Origin of the sequence: Paraplanobispora siamensis, from assembly GCF_016863175.1 — a bacterium.
GTDB classification, from domain to species: domain Bacteria; phylum Actinomycetota; class Actinomycetes; order Streptosporangiales; family Streptosporangiaceae; genus Planobispora; species Planobispora siamensis.
This window is the reverse complement of the sequence record NZ_BOOJ01000032.1, coordinates 246006-270508: the sequence shown is the minus strand read 5'-3', so window position 1 is coordinate 270508 and position 24503 is coordinate 246006. Positions and strand designations below refer to the sequence as shown.

General features: G+C 73.7%; 20 protein-coding genes. 8 read left to right on the top strand and 12 right to left on the bottom strand.

Translation table 11 applies throughout. The annotated features are described in order from the left end of the window. Positions 1–38: 38 nt before the first annotated feature. Positions 39–479, top strand: coding sequence for a MarR family winged helix-turn-helix transcriptional regulator (locus tag Psi01_RS20180; protein WP_204065588.1), 441 nt, complete (start codon positions 39–41; stop codon positions 477–479). Positions 480–495: 16 nt separating this feature from the next. Here the strand turns inward: Psi01_RS20180 and Psi01_RS20175 are convergent, their stop codons facing one another. From Psi01_RS20175 to Psi01_RS20165, 3 genes are all read right to left on the bottom strand, one after another. Then, positions 496–1113 carry a response regulator transcription factor gene (locus Psi01_RS20175; protein ID WP_204065587.1) on the bottom strand — a complete coding sequence of 206 codons (618 nt, stop codon included), beginning with the start codon at positions 1111–1113 and terminating at the stop codon, positions 496–498. Next, positions 1110–2354 carry a sensor histidine kinase gene (locus Psi01_RS20170; protein ID WP_204065586.1) on the bottom strand — a complete coding sequence of 415 codons (1245 nt, stop codon included), beginning with the start codon at positions 2352–2354 and terminating at the stop codon, positions 1110–1112. The genes Psi01_RS20175 and Psi01_RS20170 overlap by 4 nt, the downstream gene beginning before the upstream one ends. 87 nt (positions 2355–2441) lie before the next feature. Continuing rightward, the gene (locus tag Psi01_RS20165) at positions 2442–3737 is read right to left on the bottom strand and encodes an alpha/beta hydrolase family protein (RefSeq protein ID WP_204065585.1); all 1296 of its coding nucleotides are present in this window, start codon (positions 3735–3737) and stop codon (positions 2442–2444) included. A 282-nt stretch (positions 3738–4019) separates the two neighbouring features. On the opposite strand from Psi01_RS20165, the gene Psi01_RS20160 reads away from it, so the two are divergent. From Psi01_RS20160 to Psi01_RS20145, 4 genes are all read left to right on the top strand, one after another. Further along, a complete protein-coding gene (locus tag Psi01_RS20160) occupies positions 4020–6710 on the top strand; it encodes an MXAN_6230/SCO0854 family RING domain-containing protein (RefSeq protein ID WP_204065584.1) in 2691 nt (896 codons plus the stop codon). 130 nt (positions 6711–6840) lie between these two features. Continuing rightward, complete coding sequence (locus tag Psi01_RS20155; RefSeq protein WP_204065583.1) at positions 6841–7737, top strand: hypothetical protein; 897 nt, start codon at positions 6841–6843, stop codon at positions 7735–7737. Between the two features lie 80 nt (positions 7738–7817). Next, a complete protein-coding gene (locus Psi01_RS20150) occupies positions 7818–8471 on the top strand; it encodes a hypothetical protein (protein WP_204065582.1) in 654 nt (217 codons plus the stop codon). Positions 8472–8571: 100 nt separating this feature from the next. Beyond that, on the top strand, positions 8572–9225 hold the full coding sequence (locus tag Psi01_RS20145) for a TIGR03086 family metal-binding protein (RefSeq protein ID WP_239127861.1): 654 nt from the start codon (positions 8572–8574) through the stop codon (positions 9223–9225). A 300-nt stretch (positions 9226–9525) separates the two neighbouring features. Here the strand turns inward: Psi01_RS20145 and Psi01_RS20140 are convergent, their stop codons facing one another. The 3 genes from Psi01_RS20140 to Psi01_RS20130 form a co-directional block, all read right to left on the bottom strand. Then, the gene (locus tag Psi01_RS20140) at positions 9526–12015 is read right to left on the bottom strand and encodes a PEP/pyruvate-binding domain-containing protein (protein WP_204065581.1); all 2490 of its coding nucleotides are present in this window, start codon (positions 12013–12015) and stop codon (positions 9526–9528) included. Position 12016: 1 nt separating this feature from the next. Next, on the bottom strand, positions 12017–12724 hold the full coding sequence (locus Psi01_RS20135; RefSeq protein ID WP_204065580.1) for a TetR/AcrR family transcriptional regulator: 708 nt from the start codon (positions 12722–12724) through the stop codon (positions 12017–12019). Between the two features lie 98 nt (positions 12725–12822). Next, on the bottom strand, positions 12823–13410 hold the full coding sequence (locus tag Psi01_RS20130) for a hypothetical protein (RefSeq protein WP_204065579.1): 588 nt from the start codon (positions 13408–13410) through the stop codon (positions 12823–12825). Between the two features lie 268 nt (positions 13411–13678). On the opposite strand from Psi01_RS20130, the gene Psi01_RS20125 reads away from it, so the two are divergent. Further along, complete coding sequence (locus Psi01_RS20125; protein ID WP_239127860.1) at positions 13679–14932, top strand: serine hydrolase domain-containing protein; 1254 nt, start codon at positions 13679–13681, stop codon at positions 14930–14932. Positions 14933–14959: 27 nt separating this feature from the next. Here Psi01_RS20125 and Psi01_RS20120 read toward each other — a convergent pair whose 3' ends face one another. Further along, positions 14960–18190: an AfsR/SARP family transcriptional regulator gene (locus Psi01_RS20120; RefSeq protein WP_204065577.1), complete on the bottom strand. Its 3231-nt coding sequence runs from the start codon at positions 18188–18190 to the stop codon at positions 14960–14962. Positions 18191–18348: 158 nt separating this feature from the next. On the opposite strand from Psi01_RS20120, the gene Psi01_RS20115 reads away from it, so the two are divergent. Further along, a complete protein-coding gene (locus Psi01_RS20115; protein ID WP_204065576.1) occupies positions 18349–18813 on the top strand; it encodes an ATP-binding protein in 465 nt (154 codons plus the stop codon). Between the two features lie 70 nt (positions 18814–18883). Here the strand turns inward: Psi01_RS20115 and Psi01_RS20110 are convergent, their stop codons facing one another. The 4 genes from Psi01_RS20110 to Psi01_RS20095 form a co-directional block, all read right to left on the bottom strand. Further along, positions 18884–19912: an RNA polymerase subunit sigma-70 gene (locus Psi01_RS20110; RefSeq protein ID WP_239127859.1), complete on the bottom strand. Its 1029-nt coding sequence runs from the start codon at positions 19910–19912 to the stop codon at positions 18884–18886. Beyond that, complete coding sequence (locus tag Psi01_RS20105) at positions 19909–21513, bottom strand: MFS transporter (protein WP_239127858.1); 1605 nt, start codon at positions 21511–21513, stop codon at positions 19909–19911. Before Psi01_RS20105 ends, Psi01_RS20110 begins: the two co-directional genes overlap by 4 nt. Beyond that, positions 21510–22130 carry a TIGR03086 family metal-binding protein gene (locus tag Psi01_RS20100; RefSeq protein ID WP_204065575.1) on the bottom strand — a complete coding sequence of 207 codons (621 nt, stop codon included), beginning with the start codon at positions 22128–22130 and terminating at the stop codon, positions 21510–21512. Before Psi01_RS20100 ends, Psi01_RS20105 begins: the two co-directional genes overlap by 4 nt. Before the next feature lie 136 nt (positions 22131–22266). Continuing rightward, the gene (locus tag Psi01_RS20095) at positions 22267–22674 is read right to left on the bottom strand and encodes a nuclear transport factor 2 family protein (protein WP_204065574.1); all 408 of its coding nucleotides are present in this window, start codon (positions 22672–22674) and stop codon (positions 22267–22269) included. Between the two features lie 60 nt (positions 22675–22734). Here Psi01_RS20095 and Psi01_RS20090 point away from each other — a divergent pair, with 60 nt between their 5' ends. Next, on the top strand, positions 22735–23355 hold the full coding sequence (locus tag Psi01_RS20090) for a TetR/AcrR family transcriptional regulator (RefSeq protein WP_204065573.1): 621 nt from the start codon (positions 22735–22737) through the stop codon (positions 23353–23355). On the opposite strand, the gene Psi01_RS20085 is transcribed toward Psi01_RS20090, so the two are convergent. Next, positions 23339–24502: an acetyl-CoA C-acetyltransferase gene (locus Psi01_RS20085; RefSeq protein ID WP_204065572.1), complete on the bottom strand. Its 1164-nt coding sequence runs from the start codon at positions 24500–24502 to the stop codon at positions 23339–23341. The genes Psi01_RS20090 and Psi01_RS20085 overlap by 17 nt on opposite strands. Position 24503 lies beyond the last annotated feature (1 nt).

The following is a 24503-nucleotide window of genomic DNA, read 5'->3' as shown; positions in this document are numbered from 1 at the left end:
AGATTCATTGGGCACGCCAACGATGTATGGTGGCCGTCGTGGCAGAGACACCCGCACGCCTGACTGCAAGGCCGAGTTGGCTGCTCACCCAGCTGGCGGTCCACGCCCACCGGTTGGCGTCCGACGGCTTCGGCGAGGTGGGCTCGCGCGGATACCACTACCGCATCCTGGCCGCGCTGGACGAGTTCGGGATGGCCAGCCAGGCCGAGCTCGGCCGCCGATGCAACATGGACCGCAGCGACGTCGTGGCGGCGATCAACGAACTGGCCGGACAAGGTTTCGTCGAACGGACGCCGGACCCGGATGATCGAAGGCGCAACATAGTGACCCTCACCACATCGGGTGAGCGGCAGCTGCGACGCATGGACCGAGCGCTCGACAAGGTGCAGGACGACCTGCTCGGACCGCTTCCGGCCGAGGACAGGCAAACGCTGACCCGCCTGCTCACTCAGCTGCTCACACATCACCAACGGGGGTGAGAAGGTCGGCTCGAGGTCAGATCCAGCCGTAACGGCGGGCGATCCGCGCGGCCTCGTGCCGGTTGGCCGCCCCGAGCTTGGCGGTCGCCGAGGACAGATAGTTGCGCACGGTGCCGGGTGACAGGGACGCCCGGCGGGCGACCTCCTCCATCGGCATGTCCTCGGCCGCCAGTTCGAGCACGTCTGCCTCGCGGGGCGTCAACGGGCTGTCGCCCGCGCTGATGGCTTCGGCGGCGAGCTGCGGATCGACGTAGCGGCCGCCCCGGTGGACGGTCCGTACGGCGTCGGCCAGCACCTCGGCGGAGACGGTCTTGGGCAGGAACCCGCGCACGCCGGCCGACAGCGCCCGCTTCAGGTGCCCCGGCCGGCCGTGGCTGGTGACGATCATCGTCCGGCATCCGGGCAGCTCCTCATGGAGGGCGCGCGCCACGACCACGCCGTCGGTGTCCGGCAGCTGCAGATCGAGCACGACGACGTCCGGGCGGACGGCGCGGGCCATCGCGAGCGTCTCGGCGCCGGTGGCCGACTGGGCCACGACGCTCAGATCCTCCTCCAGCCCGAGCAGCGCCGCCAGAGCGCCGCGGATGAGATGCTCATCCTCGGCGAGCAGGATGCGGATCGTCTCGGCGGTCATCGAAGGTCCTCCTGCGCGAGGGCGGGCAGTGGCAGTTCGGCGGTGAGCCGGAACCGGTCGGGCTGCCCGTAGGCGGCCGCGAGACGGCCCCCGCGCGCGGCCAGCCGCTCGGTGAGCCCGGGGATGCCGCTGCCGGCCCACTCCGGCCGCCTTGCGCCCGGACCGGTGACTCCGTCATTCTCCATGGTCAACTTCACTCGTCCGCCGCCGGCGTCCGGGACGTGGCGCAGGGACACCGTGCACACCCGCGCCTGGCTGTGCCGCAGCACGTTCGTCACACCCTCCCGCACCACCCAGCCGAGGGCGTCCTGCACCTCGGCGGGCAGGCCGTACCCGTCACCGACCACCGTGCAGCCGATCCCGGCCGAGGCCAGCACCGAGCGGGCGCCGGCGAGCTCGGCGTCCAGGTCGGCGGTGCGGTACCCGCCTACGACCGCGCGCGCCTCGGCCAGGGAGTCCTGCGCCAGCCGGCGCACCTGGAGCATCTCCTCGGCCGCCCCCGGCCTTCCCCGCCTGACCAGCTGGGCGGCGAGTTCGCTCTTGAGCGCCACGACGGACAGGTTCCGGCCCATCACGTCGTGCAGGTCCCTGGCGAAGCGCAGGCGCTCCTCGGCGACCGCGAGGCGGGCCTGGGCCTTGCGCGCCCGGTCCAGTTCCCAGACCACCCGCAGCGTCCACATCGAGCTGCGAAAGGCGATCACCACAACGAGCAGGAGAGCGGACAGTGCGATCGCGGCGGGGACGGCGGTCTCCACCGGCGCGCCCTCCGCCCGGGACACGGCCCACCTGGCCAGGCCGCCCGCCACGATCGCCGCCAGTGTGAGCGGGTACGGCACCGCCGACGACAGGGCGGTGACGAACGCGATGACCGTGATCACCAGCAGCGCCGAGGCCGGGCCGTCGGGGTGGCCGGGCGTCGCGCCGGGATAGGCCAGGGCGCCGATCGCGACCTGCGCCACGGTGAGCCCGGCGGCGATCGCGATCAGCCCGGCCGGTCGCGATCCGCGCCGGTCTGGCGTCAGATAGCGGTTCAGGCCGGCGGATGCCAGCAGCACGCACACGACGGCGTGCACGGCGGCGCCGGCCGTCATCGTCCACAGCGCCGCCGTGCCCACCTCGGAGCCGACCATGACGGCCAGGAACACCGGCTCGAGGGCGAACATCCCGCACGAGGAGGCGCGGGCCCACAGATCGAAACGCTCCGCCTGGCCGCGCCCACGCCACCGGACCGGTCGGATCATCTGCCGCATCCCTCTCCTCGATCTGCGTGCCCGGCCCCCGGCCCGGCCTGTCCATCGGACATTGTGGTCACCGGCCGGGGGCGGTCGTCACGGCACGAACCGCATCTCCGGCCAGCGGGGCGACGGCCCGGCCAGCAACCGGCTCGGCGAGCCCAGCAGGTGCCGGTCGAAGAAGGCGCGCAGGTAGATGCGCTGGATGAGAACCGAACGCGGACCGTCGATGGTGCCGATCATCTCGTCGATCTGCTCCGGCGGCAGTCCCAGCGAATGCTGCCTGAGCAGCACCTGAAGGTCGGTGAAGGAGGAGTGCGCCGATCCCTGCAGCTGCAGCTGCAGCCGCCAGCCGCGCAGCCGCGGCCACAGGGCCGCCCAGCTGCGGTCGTTGTCGCGCCCGTGTCCCGAAGAGCCGACCAGCAGGAACGGCCGGTCGAGCCCGGTGCGCAGGACCGGCCCGAACATCGCGCCGTCCAGGTTGACCCCCGCTCTGATCCGCGCGTCGGCGTGCATCGCGGCCGCGCTCGTGGCGCCGCCCAGCGAGTGGCCGAACACCCCGACGCGCGACAGGTCGAGCGCGCCCTTGAACCCCTCGGGCAGGGTGCGCCGGCCGGGCGGGACATGCTGCCCGCGGTTGAGCGCGCCGAGCCGGTCCAGGACGAAGCGGACGTCGGCCTGGCGGGCGGCCACCGCCTTGGTGGCGACGGGGTTCTCGGGGTCGTCGAAGTCCGGCGGCGGGGAACTGGCCGCGTGGGTCTCCACCCGCCCGCCGGGGAACTCCACCGCTCCCGCGTCGTAGGTGTGGTCGATGGCGGCCACGACATAGCCGTGACTGACCAGGTCCTCCACCAGGGCGGTGCCCGAGGCCCGGTCGGCCCCGAAGCCGTGCGAGAAGAGCACCACCGCCCGCCCGCCGCGCAAGCGGTCCACCGGCGCGCCGAGGTGGCCGTGGCTGTCGGGCAGGCGTACGGTCCCGGTGGGCAGGCCGCGCAACTGGAGCGCGGCCACGCCCGGAGACAGCCACGGAGCCCGGGGGTGCCCGGTGACGCTCCTGGCCGGGTACCACAGCTGGACCATGAGCTCCCGGGCCGCCTTGGCGGGCTTCCACGGATCGCGGCGGGAGTGGTCGACCAGGTGGAGGGCGAGCGTGCCGATCCGGTGCGGGCCGGTCGGCTCCGGCAGCGTGAGGCGGACCGGCTTGACCTGGCCGGTTCCCTGCTGCACAGCGGGAGACGCCTCTGCGGAAGAGCCCTGCGCGGCGGGTCCCGTCCCGGCGGTCGCGGTACCGGCGGCGAGCACCAGCCCGAGCGCCGAGACCAGCGCGGCGCCGGACAGCAGTACTGGGAACCGCGGCCGGGATCCGGCGCGGTACTGATCGAATCTCGTCATGTCCCCAGCGTCCCGGCGACGGCGGCCGCGCATCAGTGCGGGCGATCACGGGTTTTCGTGCACTTCACATGATCAACTGATGACAAACGTCATATCCGCCCCCGTACTGGCCGGCGCGCTTGGCGATCTGGTCGACGTTACGGCACATCACCCGAATGCCCGGTACAGTCTGAATCCAGGGGCGGCTCCTGGACGTGCTTCCTTCTCCTCCTCTCTTGAAAAGAAAGTAGCGCGTCTGCTCTCCGCCCCTTTTTCTTTTGCCGGGCGGGAGGGGGGACCACGATGGACTGGCTGGCCGAGACGCTGCTGCGGCGGCGCCGTCTCGTGGCTCCCGGCCTGCTGACGGATCCCCGGCCGCACGAGCCGGACCGGGGATCGCGCTGGTGGAAGGCGAAGGGCGCCAAGGGCTCGCGCCGACAGGCCGCCGGGCCCGCCGTCGCCGACGGCCTGCTGGCTCTGGAGGCCGACCTGCTGCGGCTGGGCTATCTGCTGTCGGCCCCGCTGCGCCGCCGCCTGGGCGAGCTGGACCGCCATGAGCTGGCCGACGCCGGTCACGCCCTGCTGCGGGCCGTCACCGCCGAGCTCGGCGGTCACGTGGAGCACGTCCCGCTGTTCCGCGGCTTCCCGGCGAGCGTGCCCGCCGACACCTTCGAGTTCTACGTGCGCCGTGTCTTCGCGCTTCTGCTGCAGGAGCCGGAGCGGCCGTGCGTGCTGTGCGGGGAGGTGGACGCCGTCCACCCCGTCTCGCCCTGCGCGCATCTGGTCTGCCGGTCCTGCTGGGACGGCGCCGACTTCGCCGCCTGCCCGATCTGCCACCGCCGCATCGACCCGGACGACCCGTTCCTGCGGCCCGCCGACGACCCGGTGGCCGAGGCCGTGGCCGGGAACGAGCGCCTGCCGGAGCGCGTGGTCGTGCTGTGGCTGTGCGAGGACCCGGCCGAGGCCGCCCGCGAGCTGCTCGGGGAGCTGCTGGACCGGCAGACCCCGCCCCGCCCGGAGGACCGCGCGGCGATCTCGGACCTGGTCGGCGGCTTCTGGCCGCGCTCGGCGGGCTGGCTGCCGGAGAAGATCGCGGTCCGCGAGACCCGGGCGCTGGTCCTGGCCGCCGCCCTGTCGCACAGCACCGCCGACGCCGCCGACGCCGGTGACGTCCCCGGCGTCGGCGAGCTGCTGGACCGCTACGCCGACAGCGCGACCGACGTGCTGCGCCTGCTGTACGCCCTGATGGGCGGCGATCCCGGCCTGCGCGTCCGCCCGCCCCGCCGTACCTCCGTGCCCCGGCCCCTGCGGCGGGCGCTGCTGGACCGGATGGACCGGATGGCCGTACCGCACCTGGTCGAGGACCTGCACCGCCACCCCGAGGCCTGGAAGCACATGGCCGAGGTGCTGCACCCGTTCGAGCACCACCGGCGGCACCCGCACGCGGCGCTGGCCTTCGCCGCGCTGCGCGGCACCCGGCTGGACACCGGCGCCCCGCCGGCCCGGGCGCTGCTCGCCCGCGCCGCCGCCCACCCCGAGGTCGTCAGGTTCGACGGGGTACGGCTGCGCGCGCTCACCTTCGCCGGCCGCGTCGAGGCGGCGCTGCGCGACGGCGACCACGCCGGGGCGCTCGGCCTGCTCGCCACGCGGCCCGGCGAGCTGGTCCGCCGGATCGTGCACCTGACCCGGCACGTCCCCGCCGGGCAGCTCGCCGCGGCGGTGACCGAGGCCGCGCCGAAGGTCTCCCCCGGTGTGCTGATCTCCGCGCTCGGCCAGCTCCGCACGCCGCCCGGCGGCTCCCGGGTCTTCCTGCCGCGCGGCGGCGCGGCCCGGATCTGGACCCGGCCCGACGAGCGCCCGCCGGTCCCCGCCCAGGCCGTCGCCGCGGTCTCCTCGGCGATCATCGGCGAGATGCTGCGCCGCGCCGCCCTCCTGCCCGAGGTGGAGCGGGCGGTGCTGGACGAGGGGCTGTCCGACCTGCTGGCCCCGGCCGCCGAGCGCTCGGCCTCCTCGGCCCTGGTACGGCTGCCGCGGGGCAGCGTCCGGCCGATCCCCGCCGGGGAGCGGATCCGGCTGTTCCTGCACTGGGCCGAGCCGAAGGACGCCCGGGTCGACCTGGACCTGTCGGTGGCGCTGTTCGACGAGCGCTGGGAGTTCACCGGGCTGTGCGACTACACCAACCTGGTGCTGCGCAGGAACGCCGCCGTGCACTCCGGTGACCTCACCTCCGCGCCCGAGCCGCTGGGCGCCTCGGAGTTCGTGGATCTGGACGTCGAGGCGCTGCGCGCGATCGGCGGGCGTTACGCGATCCCGGTCGTCTTCAGCTACAACGACGTGCCGTTCGACCAGCTGGTGCGGGGGTTCGCCGGGTTCATGGAGACGCCCTCCGACGGGCTGTTCGAGCCGCTGGCCGTACGGCAGCGCTTCGAGCTGGCCGGGCCCGCCAAGGTCCTGGTGCCGCTCGTGGCCGACCTGTGGTCGCGCACGATGCGCTGGGCCGACCTCAACCTGTCGGCCTCCGGGTCCTTCCACGACGTGGAGGAGTACCGGGAGCAGCTCGCCCGGCTGGGCTCGGCCCTGGAGGACGCCTTCGGCCTCGGCGACCGCGTCACCCTGTGGGAGGTGGCCTGCTGGCACGCCGCGGCCCGCGCCCGCGAGGTGGTCGTACGGCACGGCGACGGCACGCTCGGCCGCTACCTGCGCGGCGCGGACGAGGAGCCCGCCGGCTTCGCCGCCCGGCTGACCGCCCTGGCCGGTCCGCAGGACGTCCTGCAGGCTCCGGGCACGGCGGATCCCGCGGCCGGCGGCGGGACGGAGTTCGCCGCGGTCATCGAGGACGACCTCGACGTGGCCGAAGGGGCGCAGGTCTACGCCCTGCACCCGGGCCGCCTCGACCCGGGCGGGGTCCGCCTGCTCGACGCCGCCGACCTGCTCGCCCTGCTGTCCCCCGCGGACGTGCCCGTCCTGGCCGCCGACGCGCCCGGGCACGGATAGCCCCGGGAGAGGTCGCGTAGCCCCGGGAGAGGTCGCGGCGAACCCGGGGACATCCCCGGCGCGGACCCCGGGTCGCCCGGACGGGTCCCGCCGTAGCGTCGTGACGTTCTCACACGAGAAGGGGACCATCATGATGCGACACATGCGGCTCGCCGTACTCCTGGCCGCCACGGGACTGTTCACGGCGCAGCTCTCGGTGGCGGCGGCCGAGGCGGCCTCGGCGCCGGACGTGGACCGGGTCTCGGCCAGGACCGGCGTGAGCTCCTCCAGTGAGAAGACCGTCCGGGCGCGCTGCCCCCGGGGCGAGTACGCGATCGGCGGCGGCGCCCTGATCGAGGGCGGCACCTCGGGCCAGTCGCCCGATGCCAGGGCGCAGGTGGTCCTGACCCGCCTGCAGCCGGTGGCCCGGCGGCAGCACGGGCGCCTGGAGTCCTTCTTCGAGGCGGCCGCGCACGAGGACGGCAACGGCTTCCACGGCTCGTGGCGGCTGTCGGCGTACGCCGTCTGCGCCGACCGGCTGCCCGGCCTGACCTACGTGAGCTCCGCCGCTCCGGCCGGATCGCCGCCGTCGCAGACCGAGATGGTGGCCTGCCCGAACGGCAAGGTGGCCGTCGGGGGCGGTGGGCGGATCGACGGCGGCAGGGGTCATGTCGCCCTGACCGAGGCCGGCATCCAGGACACCTTCACCTTCGCCAACGCCTACGAGGACGAGAACGGCTTCCAGGGCCGGTGGAAGGTGACCGCCTACGGGGTGTGCGCCGACCAGCCGCCCGGTTACGTCGTCGAGGTCGCAGGACAGCCGCAGGGCAACTCCGCCAGCGGCAAGACGGCCAACGTGACGTGCTCGGACGCTGACCAGCGGGTGTACGGCGTCGGCCTGGGCAACGGCGGGCAGCAGAACCAGGTCGTCCTGACCGGGATCGTTCCCTCCCCGACCCAGAGCGGCGCCACCGGCTTCGCCACCGAGGACGAGAGCGGCACCCCGGCCGCCTGGGACATGGACGTCTTCCTCGTCTGCGTCGACTGACCCACGGGCGCGGCTGCTGCTTCACGGTGAAGCCCTCCAGACCGATGATGAGCTGGAATCTCCAGGCCGAGGAGGATGGGATGCTCCCGCCCGAAGACGACGTGACGGCGGACGCCGACCAGTCCACGGAGAACGTCCGGCTTGTCTACACGCAGCTCTGCCAGAGCTACCGCGAAATCGACACCGTACGGATGAAACTGCTCGGGCTGCTCCCTCTCGCGACCGGCGCCGGGATCCTCTTCCTCCGGGGAGAACGGATGCCCGGAGATCTGGGCGGCATCGGGTGGTTCGGCCTGGCCGCCACGGCCGGACTGTTCGCCTACGAGCTCCACGGCATCAAGAAATGCGGCCACATCATCCACGCCGGAGTGAGGCTCGAGGAACGGATGGACGTCTACGGCCAGTTCCGGCGGCGTCCGCACGACATGGCGGGCTTCCTGAGCGAGCCCTTCGCGGCCGCCGTGATCTATCCCGCGAGCATGGCCGGCTGGCTGCACATCGCCCTGCGCGGGTCGGCCGCGTCGGCCTGGTGGTCCGCCGGGCTGTTCGTGCTGCTCATGGTCCTGTCATGGCTCCTCATCAAGGGGATGGAGTGGGACCTGGCGGAGAACACGGAGGAGCCGTACGAGAGGAAGCCGCACTACGAGAACATCCTGGCGCCGTGGCGGCTGGGCGGGCGTCTGCGACGGGCCCCGGGCGGATCCCCGCGTCCGCCTGCCGGAACGGGAGGATGAGCGGGCCGGAGGGAGTGGCACCGCACGCCGCCGGCCTACCTTCCGGTGCCGACACGACCCATTACTGGAATAGATGATTCCGTTCTGATATAGTGGAGGCATGCCGCGGCGGACGGAGCCGGACGCCTCGGGCCGCCACGACTGGAAGGAACACACGATGGGCCAGAGCACCGCCACCCGCTGGGAGATCCTCGACGCCGCCCACGCGGCACTGCGCACAGCCGTGGCGGGCGTCGCCGGGCCGGACTGGGACCGGGCCACCCCGTGCGAGCACTGGACGACCGCCCAGGTGCTGCAGCACGCGGCCGGCGACCAGATCGGCTTCGCCGCCGCGATCACCGGCGGCCCCGGCCCCGACGAGGACCCCTTCGCCCCCTCCGGAACGCTGACCACGGATCCCGCCGAGATCGCCGACCGGGCGATGCGCGCCTCCGCCGCCGCGTTCGCCACCGTCGCCCGGAACGCGGACGCCGTACCGACCCCGGTTCCCCCGCATTCCCTCCCGGCCGATCTCGCCGTGGGCGCCTGCGCCCTGGACGCCGCCGTCCACGCGTGGGACATCGCCGTGGCCACCGGTCAGACCTCGCCGCTCTCACCGGAACTGGCCCGGGCGCTGATGCCCACCGCCCGGGTGATCGTCGACCCCGTGCGGGCCTGGGGCGCCTACGCCACGGCTCTGCCGGAGGCGGAGGGCGACGACGACGTGGCGGCCCTGCTGCGCTATCTCGGCCGCGACCCGCACTGGACCGCCTGAGGCACACCGAGGAGCCCCGGCCTCGCGAGCAGGCCGGCCTTCTCGATCACCACGAGGGCGCCGGGCCTGTCCGGTGGCCTGGAGGTGGCAGCCGTGCTGTACGGCTTGCCGGGCGGCCTCGCCGCAGCTGCACGGCCTCGGCCCGGTGGGCGGCCCGGCGCTGGAGGAGGAACTGCGGCAACCCGGGGAGTCGGCTCCACCAGTGCCGTCAGCGCCTATGACGGCGGCTGCGCCAGCGGATCGAGCGACCACGCCGGAGGCGGCTGCGGCGGCTGAGAGGGGATCCGCCCACCCGGCGGATCACCCAAGCAACTCGACCGTGCCCCGCTCTCCGTCCACCCTGACGCGATCGCCGTCGCGCAGCCGCATGGTGGCGTTCCCGGTGCCGACCACGGCGGGGATGCCCAGCTCGCGCGCCACGATCGAGGCGTGCGACAGCGGCGCGCCCATGTCGGTCACCACGGCGGCGGCGCGCGGGAACATCGGCGTCCAGCCCACGTTCGTCAGCGTCGTCACCAGGATCTCGCCGGACTTGAGGCGCCCGCCCTCCTCGGGCCCCGAGATCACCCTGGCGACGCCCTCGACGACGCCGGGCGCGCCGGGGAAACCGGTCACGGTCTCGCTCACCGGGACGGCGGCGCCACGCGCGTCGTAGACGTCGGCCCGGCGGTCCGGGTCGGCGGCCCAGCGCACGGGGTCGAAGTGGCCCACGATCAGGGCGGGGTAGGGCGGCAGGGCCGCGTACCGCTCGTAGGTGGCCCGGCGCGACGGCACCCTGTCCAGCACGTCCCGGTCTCCGCGCAGCAGCGCGAGCAGTTCGGGAAGGTAGAGGTGGAAGACGTCGTCACCGGCCCCGGTCAGCTCCCCGGCCCGGACGGCGAACGCCCGCAGCACCCAGAACGCCCGCGTGTTCTCCGAACGCGCGCTCTCCCGGTCGCGCACGACCGCGTTCCACCGGGCGACCCTGGCCCGCGTCCGGCGCACCTTGCGGGGGTAACGTCGCGCGAAACGGGCCCACGCCGCCTCCCTGGCCTCACGCCGGCGTTCGAGCAGCGCCTCGGTGTCCTCGCGCAGGTCGCTCAGGCCCGCGAGCTGGGAGTCGATCCAGGCCGGGTCCTCGCCCGGCCGGGGGATCGAGACCTCGAACTCGTGGGGGCCGCGATGTCCGTACCTGCGGGCGAACTCGTCCCTGCTGATCTCGCCCCGGGCCAGCCGGGCCAGGCCCAGCACCGGGCCCATGCTGGCCAGCTCGCCGTCGGCGTTGACGCCGGTCAGCATGGCCTCGGCGTCGGCCTCGCCCACCATCCGGCGCAACCGGTCGCGGGTCCAGACGAGCGTGGCGCCGCCCTGGCGACCGGCGGCCTCCAGCATGCGGGAGGAGATGACGAGCTGCGCCCGGATCTCCCGTTCCCACAGGCCGGCCAGCTCGGCGCCGGTGGCGGTCTCGGCGATGCGTCCGCGCAGTTCCTCGCAGCGCCGCGGGGAGTCGGCGAGGAAGGCCCGCATGGTCTTCATGTTCTCGCGCACGCGCCGCCGGAGGCGCACGGCCATGGGCAGCACACGCTTGATGATCTCCCAGCGCGACGCCCGTACCAGGGGCACCTCCAGGCCGGGAGGGAGCTTGCCGAAGACCTGCTCGACCGCGCTCAGCCTGTTCTTCATGCCCAGGGCGCCGGCGACGGAGTGGACGACGCTCAGGTTCATGTAGAAGCGCCCGCCGATGTTGCCGACCAGGTCGAAGCCGGGCAGCGCCGAGGCGGACATGGCCTCCTCGATGAACGTCCGGACGAACGACCACGTGATCGGCGTCATCACATCGGGGATGGCCTCGCCGAGGTTGCCCGCGGTCCACAGGTACTCGCCCTTGAGACTGTCGTTCCACTCCTCGAACGGGGGCTTGATGCCGGTGATCGGGCGGGCCTGCACGATGGCGAACGCGCCGTCGCGCCTGGCCCACTCCACGTCCACGGGCACGCCGTACAGGTCCTGGATGCGGGCGCCGAGCTCGGCCAGCTCCAGCGCCTGCCCCCGGTCCAGCACGGGCGCCTCGCGCAGGTCGCCGGGGACGGGCCGCTCCCTGGTGCCGTCCCCGGTGCGCACCGTCATGACCCGTTTGTCGCCGATCCGGGCGGCGGTGACCTCGCCGCCGGACACGACGACCGTGTCAGGGGTGACCTGGCCGCCGACGACCGCCTCGCCCAGACCCCATGAGGCGTTGATGACGATCTCGTCTCGGGCGCCGGTGACCGGGTCGGCGGTGAACATGATCCCGGCCGCGTCGGCGTCCACCAGCTCCTGGACGACCACGGCCAGCGCGACGCCGGCGTGGGGCACGCCGTTCTGCTCGCGGTAGGCGATGGCGCGCGGGTTCCACAGCGAGGCCCAGCAGCGCTTGACCGCATCCAGCAGGGCGGGGCCCCTGATGTCGAGATAGGTGTCCTGCTGGCCGGCGAACGACATGCCGGGCAGATCCTCGGCGGTGGCCGACGAGCGCACCGCCACGGGCACGTCGTCACCGAGCGCCTCGTAGGCCCGCGTGATCTCCCCGGCGATCTCACCGGGCACCTCGTGCGCGGCGAACAGCGACGGGATGCGCCCGGGATCGCCGGAGACCGCGCGCAGGATCTCCTCCTGGAACCCGGCTACGAAGACCCGGTAGGCCTCGGTCGTGACGAGGAATCCACCGGGGACCGGCAGCCCCGCCGCGGTCAGCTCGGCCAGGGAGGCGCCCTTTCCGCCGGCGGTGGCCAGGTCGGCCGCGGCGTCGCCGAGAGGGAGGACGGTTGTCATCTCATACCTCCATGGACAGAGCGAGCTTGCGCCCGGCGAGTTCGGCCGCGGCCTCGAGGAAGCCAGCGGTGGCCCGCGCGACGGCCTCGGCGTCGGCGGCGGGCAGGTCGCGGCCCGTGCCCAGGGCGCGCTCGATGGTGTCGGCGACCAGGTCGGCGATCCGGTCGCCGGACGGCCTGGCCCCCTCGGGCAGCGTGTCGGGCAGGCACAGGAACCCGTACACGATCGAGTTGACGATCAGCATGTGCTCGCCCGCGTCCGGGCGCAGCGCGCCGTGCTTGACCAGCTCGGCCAGGTAGTCCTCATAGGCGCCGCCGATCTGCAGCCGGGCGGGATCGTCGCGCTTCTCCCGGACGAGCTTGCCGAGCACCTCGGAGTCACCCGTCAGCGCCGCCTTGAGCAGCGGCCGCCCCAGCACCCCGCGGGCGAACTCGCCGAACAGCCCGCTCAGCGTCGCAGGCGCCCGCTCTCGCACCTGGGCCAGCATGCGGACCCGCTCACGGCGCAGCAGCGCGGCGAAGATGTCGTCGCGGGTCTTCCAGTGCAGGTAGATGGTGCCCTTGGCGACACCGGCGCGCCTGGCCACGTCGTCGATCGTGGTCTTGTCGTAACCCCAGCGCAGGATCAGCTCGGCCACCGCGTCGAGGATCCGGTGCGCGCGTTCGAGCTGGCGCGCCGGGTCCCGCGAGGGCCGCCCCGCCTTGACCATGAGTCTCACCTCATTTGTTTGACCGTATGAGGCTATTTGGTCATTTAATTCATGACAAGCTCACCCGCTCAGCTCGGCGGCTTCCCGAACACCGGCCGTCAGGTGTTGGACGCGATCATGCTGGCGATCGTGCCCACCACTCCTGTCACGGCCACCGCGCCGGCGACGGGCATGAACGGCCACCACCTTTCCAGCGAGGAGAAGAACACCAGGCCCATCAGCGTCACGCCCAGAAGGATCACACCGACGAACGCGCGCGTCAGCGGGGCCAGCACACCCTTCACCCCCCGCAGCGCGGCCTCGTCCCGTTCCGCGTTGATCCGCGCGGCATAGACGTCGTCGGGATCGGCCCTTCCGTAGGCCATGACCCGCACCTCCTCACCGGTGGCGTCGTAGACGAAGTCCCCCTCGCAGTAGCGCCACTCCCTGGAGCTGCCGGCGTACTTCCGATACCCGCACTCCAGGACCGTCACGGTTCCGGTCGCGGCGCTCTCGTCGATCGCCAGCCGGATGTCGGGCGCCACCTGAACGGTGGCCGCCGTGGTCCATCCCACGCTCGGGGTGAGCACGAAGATCACGTAGAGGACCGTCTTCAGGAGTGACTCGACGGAGGTGCCGTCGCGACGGGCCCGGCCGGCGGCGGGCCGCTTCGGGCGGGCTGTGCGGGGGCGGCGCGAGCGACTCATGATCGCATCCTGGAGCGGAGCGCTTGGAAGACGTTTGCGAATGACTGGTGGGCCCCATCGGATGTGAATGACTGATGGGCCCCCTCGGGCTTGCCGAGGCCGCGGCACCCCCAAGCGGCACGCACCTCGTGGCGGCGTCGCGGTGAAGAGGCTGACAGCGTGCTGGGAGCGCTTTGTGAGCGACGGATCGGAGGGTGGGTTCGTCCGCGTCACCTATACCTGGAGGAACGGGTCGATGTCCCAACGTCTTTTTCCGTCGGATCGTACGATGCGGCCGCGCCGGCTGCGTGCGGTCACGGCTCCGGCGGCCGTGAGCCTGGCCGTGAGCCTGTCCGTGGCCGCGGCGTTCCCGGCTGCCGCCGCGGCCACGCCGTCCGCGGCCTGGAGCGGCGCCGAGGCGCAGCGCGCCCAACTGCGGCAGCTGGCGCGGAAGCTGGTGGCCGCCGGGGCGCCCGGCGTGATCGTGCGGGTGGACGACGGCCGCGGCCGGCCGGTCGAGATCGCCGAACAGGCCCCCTGGAGCAGACGGGATCACCTGCTCAGGGCGGGGGACGAGTTCCGGATGGGGTCCAACACCAAGACCATGATGGCCACGATCGTGCTGCAACTGGTCGCCGAGGGCAGGCTCGCCCTGACCGACCCGGTGGAGAAGTGGCTGCCGGGCAAGGTGCCGGGCGGCAAGGCGATCACGTTGCGCATGCTGCTGAACCACACCAGCGGCCTGTTCGACTACACCGAGGACGCCGCGCTCCGGCCGTCGATCCTCGGCAGGGATCGGCGGCGGTGGACCTCGGCGAAGCTGCTCGCCGTGGGGGCGAAGCACGATCCGCTGTTCGCGCCGGGCACGAAATGGTCCTACAGCAACACCAACTACGCCGCGATCGGCGCCGTCCTGGAGCGGGTCACCGGGGCGGGCCTGGACGATCTGGTCCGGGACCGGATCGCCCGGCCGCTCGGCCTCAGGCACACCTACTACGCCACCGGCCCCACCTGGCGCGGTCCGCACGCCCGCGGCTACGAACCGGACGCCGCCCACATGCCACCGGGTGTGCCGGCCGGGTTCAGGCACGTGGCCGGGACGCGGCGTCACGGTCACGTGGACGTCTCCGGCAACGACCCCGGGTGGGGCGGGGCGGCCGGGGCGGTGGTGTCCACCGCGCGGGACTGGTCCCGCTTCCACACCGCGCTGATGTCCGGCAGGCTGCTGCCCGCCGCTCAGCTGGCGCAGATGCGCACCACCGTGCCGGTGGACCCGGGGCGGCCGGACGGGCCCGGCTCCGGGCTGGGCATCCAGACCGGGACCACCCCGTGCGGCACGTTCTGGGGTCACGACGGCGGCATCCCCGGCTACCTCTCCACCAACGTCACCGACCGCACCGGCGGCCGTACGGCGACCGTCCTCATCTCGACGGAGCTGTGGTCGGAGTTCGGAAGCGACCCGAAGATCGCCAAGGCCGCCGCGGCGCTGCAGAGCGCCGTGATCTGCACCATGTTCGGCAAACCCGCGGCTCACGCCGGCTGACCGGCACGGCCGGGCCCGGGGCGCGGCTCAGGCCGGCTGAGCGGTACGGCCGGCCCCGGGCGCGGCGATGATCGAAGACACCAGGTCTTCGGCCTCGGCCCGTGACATCGCCGTACCCGCGGCATGTGCGGCCGCGAACCCGGCGGCGCCCAGGGCGACGGTGACCCGCTGCGCGGTCGTCCGCACCTCGGCGTCGCCGGGGTCGTCGCTGCCCCGCAGCACGGTGGCGGCCCCGAGCAGCCGTCCGGCCCGCTCCGGCCGGTCGCGGCCCGACTCGATGCCGGCGACAACGACCGCGATCGAGGCCGCGACCGGGGTATGCCAGCTCAGCGTCAGGTGCACCGCCGGGTGGTCGAGCCGCCTCATCGCCCGGTCCGGGAGACCTTCCGCGAGGTCCGCCTGGGCGAGCACGCCCAGCAGCAGCGCGGTCAGGTGCGGAGTCGACCGGTCCGGTGGAGCCTGGGCCAATCCGGCGCGGGCGTGCTCGCGGGCCGCCCCCGGCCGTTCGGCCCGCCACTCCAGTCTCGCCAGGCCCAGACGCACTTGGGCCTGCGACTCCGCCGACCCGGTCCGCCCGGCCTGGTCGAGCAGGTCCGCGAGCTGCCGCCGCCCGCCGTCCACGTCACCGGCGTGCGCCCGGTGCAGCGCGGCCGCCACCTCGTTCTCCATCGTGTGCTCGGGCATGCCGAGTTCCCGGAAGTAGCCGGTGGCCCGCTCGGCCAGCGCGGGCGCACCGGCCGGTTCGCCGGCCCGCTGTACCGCCGAATGCAGGCTGCTCAGGGTGATCGCCAGACCCCACCGCTCGCCGAGCTCCTCGAAACCGGTCAGCGCGCGCGACAGCAGGCCCGTCGCCTCGACGGCGTGCCCGGTGTTCATGGCCAGCACGCCGCGCACCAGCAGAGCCAGCGACCGGCTCCACGGATCCGCCGGCTCATCCGGAGGGCCGAGCGCCTCCGGCGCGCTTCGATCACCTCCCGAACCTATGGTGAGCGCCAGACGGGCCATCTGCGCAATGGGGTGGGCGTCGGGGGGCAGGGACTCCAGCGCCTTCCCGATCCGGTCGAAAGCCGCTCTCGCCTCCTCGGGCCGGCTGATGGCCTCGGTGGTGGCGAGGGCGTGGGCGGCGACCACCAGCGCGCGTGCCTGCGGCTCGGCCGGGCCGCGGACCTGGAGGATCCTGCCGAGCAGGTCCAGCGACTCCGGCGGGTGGTCGCGCAGGAACCAGAACCAGCACAACGCGACGCCGAAGCGGACCGCCAGGTCGGCGTCGCCGGACTCGACCGCCCAGCGGATCGCGGCCGACAGGTTGTCGCGTTCCGCGGACAGGCGGGCCAGCCAGCGCAGCTGATCGGAGGTGCGCAGGTAGGGGTCGGCGGTCTCGGCCAGCCGCAGGAAGAACTCAGCGTGCCGTCCGCGTGCGGCTTCGGCCTCCCCGCTTGGGGCCAGTTGCCCGAGGCCGTACTCCCGGATGGTCTCCAGCATGCGATAGCGCGGCTCGAGCGGGTCGGCGGGCTCCACCGGGTGCAGCAGGGACTTGTCGGCCAGCGCCGCCAGCAGCTCCCGGACCTCGCCCGACAGACCGATCGCCTCCGCCGCGTCCTCGGTGAAGGCGCCGGGCACGACCGACAGCCGTTCCAGCAGCACTCGCTCGTCGGTGTCGAGCAGGTCCCAGCTCCAGGCCACCGCGGCGCGCAAGGTCCGGTGCCGAGGCAATGCGGTGCGGCTGCCCTCGGTGAGCAGCCGGAACCGGTCGTCCAGCCGCGCCGCGACCGCCTCGACCGGCAGGGCGCGCACCCGTGCCGCGGCCAGCTCGATCGCCAGCGGCAGGCCGTCCAGGCGGCGGCAGATCTCCACCGCCGCCGCCAGCGCGCCGTCCTGCGCGGTGAAGCCCGGCCGCACCGCGGCGGCCCGGTCGCAGAACAGCCGGACCGCCGCGCAGGCGCGGGCCCGCTCGGCCGTCGACCCCGGTTCGGGCAGCTCCAGCGGGAGCACCGGATGCAGGGTCTCACCGTCGATCCGCAGGGCTTCCCGGCTGGTGGCCAGCACCCGCAGCCCCGGGCACCGGCCGAGCAGGGTCCCGGCGAGTGCCGCGGCGGCCTCGATCACGTGCTCGCAGTTGTCCAGCACCAGCACCAGGTCGTCGTCCGCGAGGGTCTCGGCCAGGTGGTCCAGGATCGCGTCCGGGGTGACAGGCCGCGACGGGGCGTCCTTCCCTCGCGTCCGCAACAGGTCGAGCACCACGCGGGGCACGTCCTCCGCGCCGGCCGGGGCCAAGGGGACGAACCACACCCCGCCGGACGGCGTGAGCCGCCGGCCGACGGTGCCGGCCAGCCGGGTTTTGCCCGACCCTCCGGGACCGACCAGGGTGACCAGCCGGGTTCGATCGAGCAGCTCGGCCACCCGGCGGACGTCGTCGTCGCGGCCCACGAAGCTGGTCAGCGGGATGTCCAGATTGCCGTGGGACCGGCGGGACCGGCGCGGCTCGGGGAGCTCACCGCGCAACACCGCCAGGTGGGCCTCCTGCAGCTGCGGTCCGGGATCACTGCCGAAGCTGTCGGCCAGCAGGCCGCGGATCCGCTGGTAGGCGGCCAGCGCCTCGGCGCCGCGGCCGTCGCGCGCCAGGGCCCGGATCAGCTGGGCGTGCAGCCGTTCGCGCAGCGGATGCGCGGCGGTCAGCGACTCCAGCTCGGCGACCAGATCGAGGTCTCCGCCCAGCACGAGTTCGGCTTCGATCCGGTCCTCCAGGGCGGCCAGCCGGACCCGTTCGAGCCGTTCGGCCTCGGCGGCGGCGAACGGCGCCTCGCGCACGTCGGCCAGGGCGGGGCCGCGCCACAGGCTCAGGGCCTCGCGCAGGGTGGCGGCGGCCTCGGCGGGCCGGGACTGCGCGTGCGAGCGCCGGCCCGCGCGGACCAGCCGCTCGAACCGGAGGGCGTCGACCGCGTCCGGCTCGACGGCCAGCCGGTATCCGGCCGGGCCCGAGGTGAGCAGCCCGGGGTCGCCCAGGACGCGCCGCAACCGGGACACCAGCGATTGCAGCGCGTGCAGGTGACCGGCCGGTGCCGCCTCCTCCCACAGCGCCTCGGCCAAGGTCTCCGGCCGTACGGCACGCCCGGGGTCCAGCGCCAGCCGGGCCAGCAACGCCCGCAGCCGCGCGCCCCCGACGCGCGCCGGGCCGGTAGCGGTGTCCAGCGCCAGGGGGCCGAGGATCCCGACGTGCACCCGCCGGCCGTCACCGCCCGGCTCGATCCCATTCGCCACGGCCAGAAGTCTGTCAGACAGCGGCGTATCGCCTGCCGAGTGGACGGCGGCGGCCGCCGCGGCCGACCGCGCGCCGCGATCAGGTGTCGGGGCCGCACTCCGGTCGCCACCGGCGGTGGCTCGGACACCGCCGTCGGGCGACCTGCTGGAATGGGAGGATGAGCGAGCCGGAGGTGGCGATCCTGGTGGGGTTGCAGGGGTCGGGCAAGACGACCTTCTACCGCAGGGTGCTCGCCGGAACCCACGTCCACGTGAGCAAGGACGACTTCCCCGACGCGCGGCGGCCCCAGCTCCGGCAGCTCGGGCTGATCCGTGCGGCGCTGGAGGAGGGGCGCGACGTCGCGGTGGACAACACCAACCCCTCTGCCGAGGAGTGGCGGCCGCTCGTCGAGCTGGCCGGGGAGTACGGGGCGCGGGTGACCGGCTACTGGTTCCCGCCCGACGTGCCCGTCTGCCTGGAGCGCAACGCCGCCAGGCAGGGCCGGGCCCGGGTGCCCGAGGTCGGCGTCTTCGCCACCCTCAAACGCCTGCGCCGCCCCCACCTGACCGACGGCTTCGATGCGATCTTCGTCGTCCGCACCGCGGGCGGGGGCGCGTTCGAGGTACGGCCCGGCGGGGAGTGACCCGGCACGGGTCCCGTGCGGGCGGCCCGGCGCGGGCCCACCTCGCCGCCACCCCGGGTGGGGGCGGGGTTCAGCAGGTGGTGGGGAGGCCGAATGCGGGGAGCAGGTCGGGAGCGAACGAGGTGATCTCCACGATCCGGCCCTCGGCCACCCACAGCACCTCCAGCACCTGTGCCCGGTACAGCGTGTCACCCGGCCGGCGGAGATAGTGCGCGACCGCCGGCTGCCGGTTGGCCCGGGTCGGCAGCCGGCGCCAATGTCCCATGTAGCCCGGCGCGGCCGGGTCCAGGATCTCGGCGAGCGCCGCGGCGAACGCCTCACGCCCGACCCACAGCGTCTCCCGCGTGCCGGACTCGCACGGCTGCGGCATCGGCATGGTCACGCGGATGTCCTCGTGGAGCAGTTCCGCCATGGCGCCGGTGTCGGCCCGCTCCAGCAGCACCAGGTAGCGCTGCATGAGCGTGCGTTCGGCCTCCGTCGGATCCGCGGCGGGCGCCCACTCCAGCCGCCGTGGCGGGAGGTGGGAGCGCAGGGCGGCGCGGGCCCGGGGCAGCGCGCTGTTGACCGACGCGACGCTGAGGCCGAGCATGTTCGCGGCGTCCGCGGCCGGCCAGCCCAGGATGTCGCGCACGATGAGCACGGCCCGTTGCTTCGGCGGCAGATGCTGGATGGCGATCAGGAACGCCAGCTCGATCGTCTCCTTCTCGATGACCGCGGCGTCGGGCTCGGCGGTGTGCGGCGCGGCCCGGTCGAGCAGCAGGTCCGGGTACGGCTCGAGCCAGGGGGTCAGATCCGGTGACCGCCCCGCCGATCCGGTCGCCGGCACACCGGCCACGCCCTCGGCACGCGGCCGGCGCTGGACGCCGTCGAGGAAGTCGAGGCACACGTTGGTCGTGATGCGGTAGAGCCAGGCCCGCGCGGTCGACCTTCCCTGGAAGGTGTCCCGCTTGCGCCAGGCCCGCAGCAGGGCCTCCTGCACCAGGTCCTCGGAGTCGGAGAACGACCCGACCATCCGGTAGCAGTGCACCCGCAGCTCGTGCCGGTGCGCCTGCACCAGAGCGCTGAACGTGGGCTCGTCGAGCACCTGCACCGGGCTCACCGGCGTTCCCCCACCGTCTGGTCGGACTCCGCCGGCATGCCCGGCATCGGCATGTCGCCGAGGGAGGGCAGGTGCCCGAGGCCGATCCGCGCGACCGCCGCGAGCGCCAGGAAGATGACGACCGACACGACCGCGATGATATGCAGTCCGTCGGTGAACGCCACCCGCGCCGAGGTCAGCAACGCGGTACCGGCATCGGCGGGCAGCGCCGGCACGGCCGCGACCGCACCGGCGATGCTGTCCTGGGCCGCGGCCGCGGCCTCCGGCGGCACACCGTCGGGGACGTCGACCCGGCTCCGGTAGGCGGCGGCACCGATGACGCCGAGGATCGCCACGCCGAGCGCGACACCCAGTTCGCCGGCGGTCGACGCCAGCGAGCCGGCGGCACCCGCCTTCCGCGGCGGCGCCGACGACATCACCAGGAACGGCGCCATCGGGCCGACCGCCGCGCCGCCGACGTACACGACCGTGATCCCGGTGAGCAGTACCGCGAGACCGGAAGCGTCGGGCACCCGGGTGAGCACGACCATGCCGGCCGCGGCGATGATCGACCCGGCCGTGAGGATGTACGCGGGGCGCACCTTGCGCGCGAGCGCGGGCGCCGCGTTCCCAACGATGATCATGACCACCGACGGCAGCAGCAGCCACAGTCCGGTCTCGAACGGCGAGAGGCCGGCGACCAGTTGCAGGTACAGCGTTCCCATCAGGCCGACCCCGCCCATCACGAACGCGATGAGCAGCGCGAGCACCAGCGTGGCCGACAGCGCCCGGTCGCCGAACAGGCCGAGGTCCAGCAGCGGGTTGGCGACGCGACGCTGCCGCAGGACGAACATCACTCCGAACAGAAGACCGGCGACCGACGCCGCCACCGGCGTCATCTCCCAGCCGCTGCGCGCCAGGGTCTTGAGCCCGTATATGAACGGCAGCACCGCCGCCACCGAGAGCGCCACGCTGAGGAGGTCCAGCCTCCGCGCGGCCGGGTCGCGGGAATCCGGTACCAGAAACGGCGCTGTCAGCAGCAACAGGGCCATGACCGGCACCGCCATGAGGAAGATCGATCCCCACCAGAACCACCTGAGCAGCAGGCCGCCGAGCACCGGGCCGAGCACCATGCCGGCCATCAGCGAGGTGCCCCACACGCCCATGGCCGCGCCCATCTGCCTCGGGTCCTCGAACATCTCGCGCAGCAGCGCCAGGACCGACGGGACCAGGGTGGCACCCGCGATGCCGAGCACCGCCCGTGCGCCTATCAGCATGCCCGGCGAGACAGCGTACGCCGCCGCGATCGACGCGACGAGGAACAGCGCCGCACCGCCGAGCAACACCGTCCGCCGCCCGATCCGGTCGCCGAGGTTGCCCGCCGTGATCAGCAGGCCGGCGATGAGGAAGCCGTAGACGTCCGATATCCAGAGCTGCTGGGTGCCGCTCGCGCCGAGGTCCGCGCTCAGGTGCGGCAACGCCAGGAACGTTATGTTGACGTCGACCGCCGCGAGCATGGTCGGCAGGCACAGCACGGCCAGGCCGATCCACTCCCGCGCGGTGGCCCTGCGCGGGCGATCCGGTGCCGGCGGCGCGACGGCCGGCGCGTCGGACCCGGTCACCGCCGCCGCCCGAGGTAGGCCAGCAGACGTGCCTGCTCGTCGGCATCCGGGCCGACCTCCGCCTCGGGGCCCGCCATCATGCCCCGCACGACGTCATCCCCGACGATCATGAGCGAGGCCCGGACCCGCCGGATCTCCACCGGGTCGATCCGATCGTCCTGACCGGTGGCGCGGGCCAGGTCCCATCCGTGGACGACGAGCTCGGTGCATATCGATCGATCGATGCCCTCGGCGAAGGTCCACCGGCCGAACCGGCCGGTGTACGTCTCCTCCGCCCGCCCCCTGTCGTCGAGGTCGGCCTGTACCTGATCCCGGATCACCGCGAAGGCGCCGAGCGGATCCCGCTCGACGTCCGGGCGGGCGAGCGGCCGGCGGTTCACCTGGAACAGGTGGACCTCGTGCATCGCCACCACGTGCCCCACGAGTTCACCCACCGACCAGTCGGTACACGGCGTCGGATCGCCCCACTTGTCCGCGCCCACGCCTTCCAGCTTCGCGGTGAAGGCCGCGGCCAGCCTGCGGTACCGATCGGCGGTGACGTCGTACGGCCGGCCGCCCTCCGGCGCGTGCGCTTCGGGTACCGCGTCCCCCGTGCCATCTGATCTGCCTGACATCATGCGACCGCTCCCTGTCGTCGATATCGCTCGCCGGCGCCGACCGCCGGGCCTCATACCGATATGACGGTCGGCGCCGTGAAAACTGAGCACCGCGCGCTTGGCGCGGCCGGAGCGGTGACCCGTCCGGCGGCGGGACTCAGAAACCGAGCCCGGACAGCACCCGCTGCAGATCCCAGTAGGCGCGCACCGCGACGATCCGCCCGTCGTCGCCGACCCGGTAGACGAAGACGCCGTCGTAGGAGGCCTGTGCGCCGTGGGGGGAACGGATCGTCACCGAGGCCACGACCGCGGCCTCGTCGCCTGCGGGATGCACGGCGGCGACGTCGAACCGGACGTCGTTGGGGGCGACGGTGAGCTCCCAGAACCGCTCGAGGGCCGCCCGCCCCACCAGGCCGGTGCCTGACGGATCCAGCGGTGAGCCGCCGACCGGATCGTGGAGCACGGCATCCGGGGCGTACCAGGCCAGCCAGGCATCCCGATCACCGGCGCCGACCGCCTCCATCGCGGCCAGCGCGGCGACGGCTGCCGGGTGAGCGCCGCTCATCGGTTTCCCTTCACCGGGTCACGTGCTTGACACGTGTCAAGCTAGAGCTATGCTTGACACGTGTCAAGCACGCGACCGCGCATCCTCGAGGCCACCCGACGGCTCATCGCCCATCGCGGCACCGGGTTCACGATGGCCGACGTGGCTCGCGAGACCGGCGTCTCCCGCCAGGCGGTCTACCTCCACTTCGCCTCCCGGGCGAGCTTGTTCCTGGCCCTCGTACGGCACATGGACGACGCCGACGGCATCCGCCCGCGCTGCGAGCGGGCCCTCGCCGAGCAGGACCCCCTCGAGGCGCTGCGCGCCTTCCTCGCGGCCTGGCTCTCCTACGCGGACAGGATCCGCCCGATCGCCTCGGCGCTGCTGGCCTCCCGCCATGACGACCCCGACACCGCCGCGGCCTGGAACGACCGCACGGGCGAGCTCCGCGCGGGCTTCCTGGCCGCCACCCGCAGGCTCGGCGCCACCGGCCTGCTCCGCCCCGGCCTGACCCCCGAGACCGCCGCCGACCTCGCCTGGGCGATGACCTCCGTCCCCGTCTGGGAGCAGCTCACGGTCGACTGCGGCAGGGACGCCCTCGATGCCGGACACCACCTGACCGATGCCGTCACCGCCGCCCTCACCCGCCGCCCACCGGCCGGGGACGGTCACCCGTCCCGGGAGGTCACAGGCGCTCGATGACGGTTACGTTGGCCTGGCCGCCGCCCTCGCACATGGTCTGCAGGCCGTACCGGCCGCCGGTGCGCTCCAGTTCGTGCAGGAGGGAGGTCATCAGCCGGGCGCCGGTGGCGCCGAGGGGGTGGCCGAGGGCGATCGCGCCGCCGTTGGGGTTGACCTTCGCCGGGTCGGCTCCCGTCTCCTTCAGCCAGGCCAGCACGACCGGGGCGAACGCCTCGTTGATCTCCACGGCGTCGATGTCGCCGATCGCCATGCCGGCCTTCTTCAGCGCGTGGGCCGTGGCGGGGATCGGCGCCGACAACATCCGGATGGGGTCCTCGCCGCGCGCCGACAGGTGGTGGACGCGGGCGCGGGGCCGCAGGCCGTGGTCGCGTACGGCCCGCTCCGAGGCGATCAGCAGGGCCGCCGCGCCGTCGGAGATCTGCGAGGCCATCGCCGCGGTGAGCCGCCCGCCCTCCACCAGGGTCCTCAGCCCGGCCATCTTCTCCGGGGTGGTGTCCCGGCGCGGCCCCTCGTCGTGCTCGACCCCCTCCAGGGGCGCGATCTCACGCGTGAAGCGCCCCTCGTCGATCGCCCGGATCGCCCGCCGGTGCGACTCGTAGGCGAAGGCCTCCATGTCCGGGCGGGACAGACCCCAGTGCTCGGCGATCATCTCGGCGCCGCGGAACTGGGAGACCTCCTGCTCGCCGTACCGCTCCCGCCAGCCCCTGGACCCGGTGAACGGGCTGTCGAAGCCGAGCGCCTGCCCGGCGGTCATGGCGTAGCCGATGGGGATCTGCGACATGCTCTGCACTCCCCCGGCTACCACCACGTCGGCGGTCCCGGACAGCACCGCCTGCGCCGCGAAGTGCACCGCCTGCTGGGAGGAGCCGCACTGCCGGTCGACGGTGACGCCCGGCACCTCCTCCGGCAGCCCGGCGGCCAGCCAGCAGGTGCGGGCGATGTCACCGGCCTGCGGGCCGACGGTGTCCACGCACCCGAAGATCACGTCCTCCACCGCGGCCGGGTCGATGCCGGATCGCGTCATCAGGGCGGTCAGCGCGTGCGCGCCCAGGTCGGCGGGGTGCACGCCGGACAGGCCGCCGCCGCGCCTGCCCACGGGGGTGCGCACCGCCTCGACGATGTAGGCCTCGGATGCGGAACGGGCCATC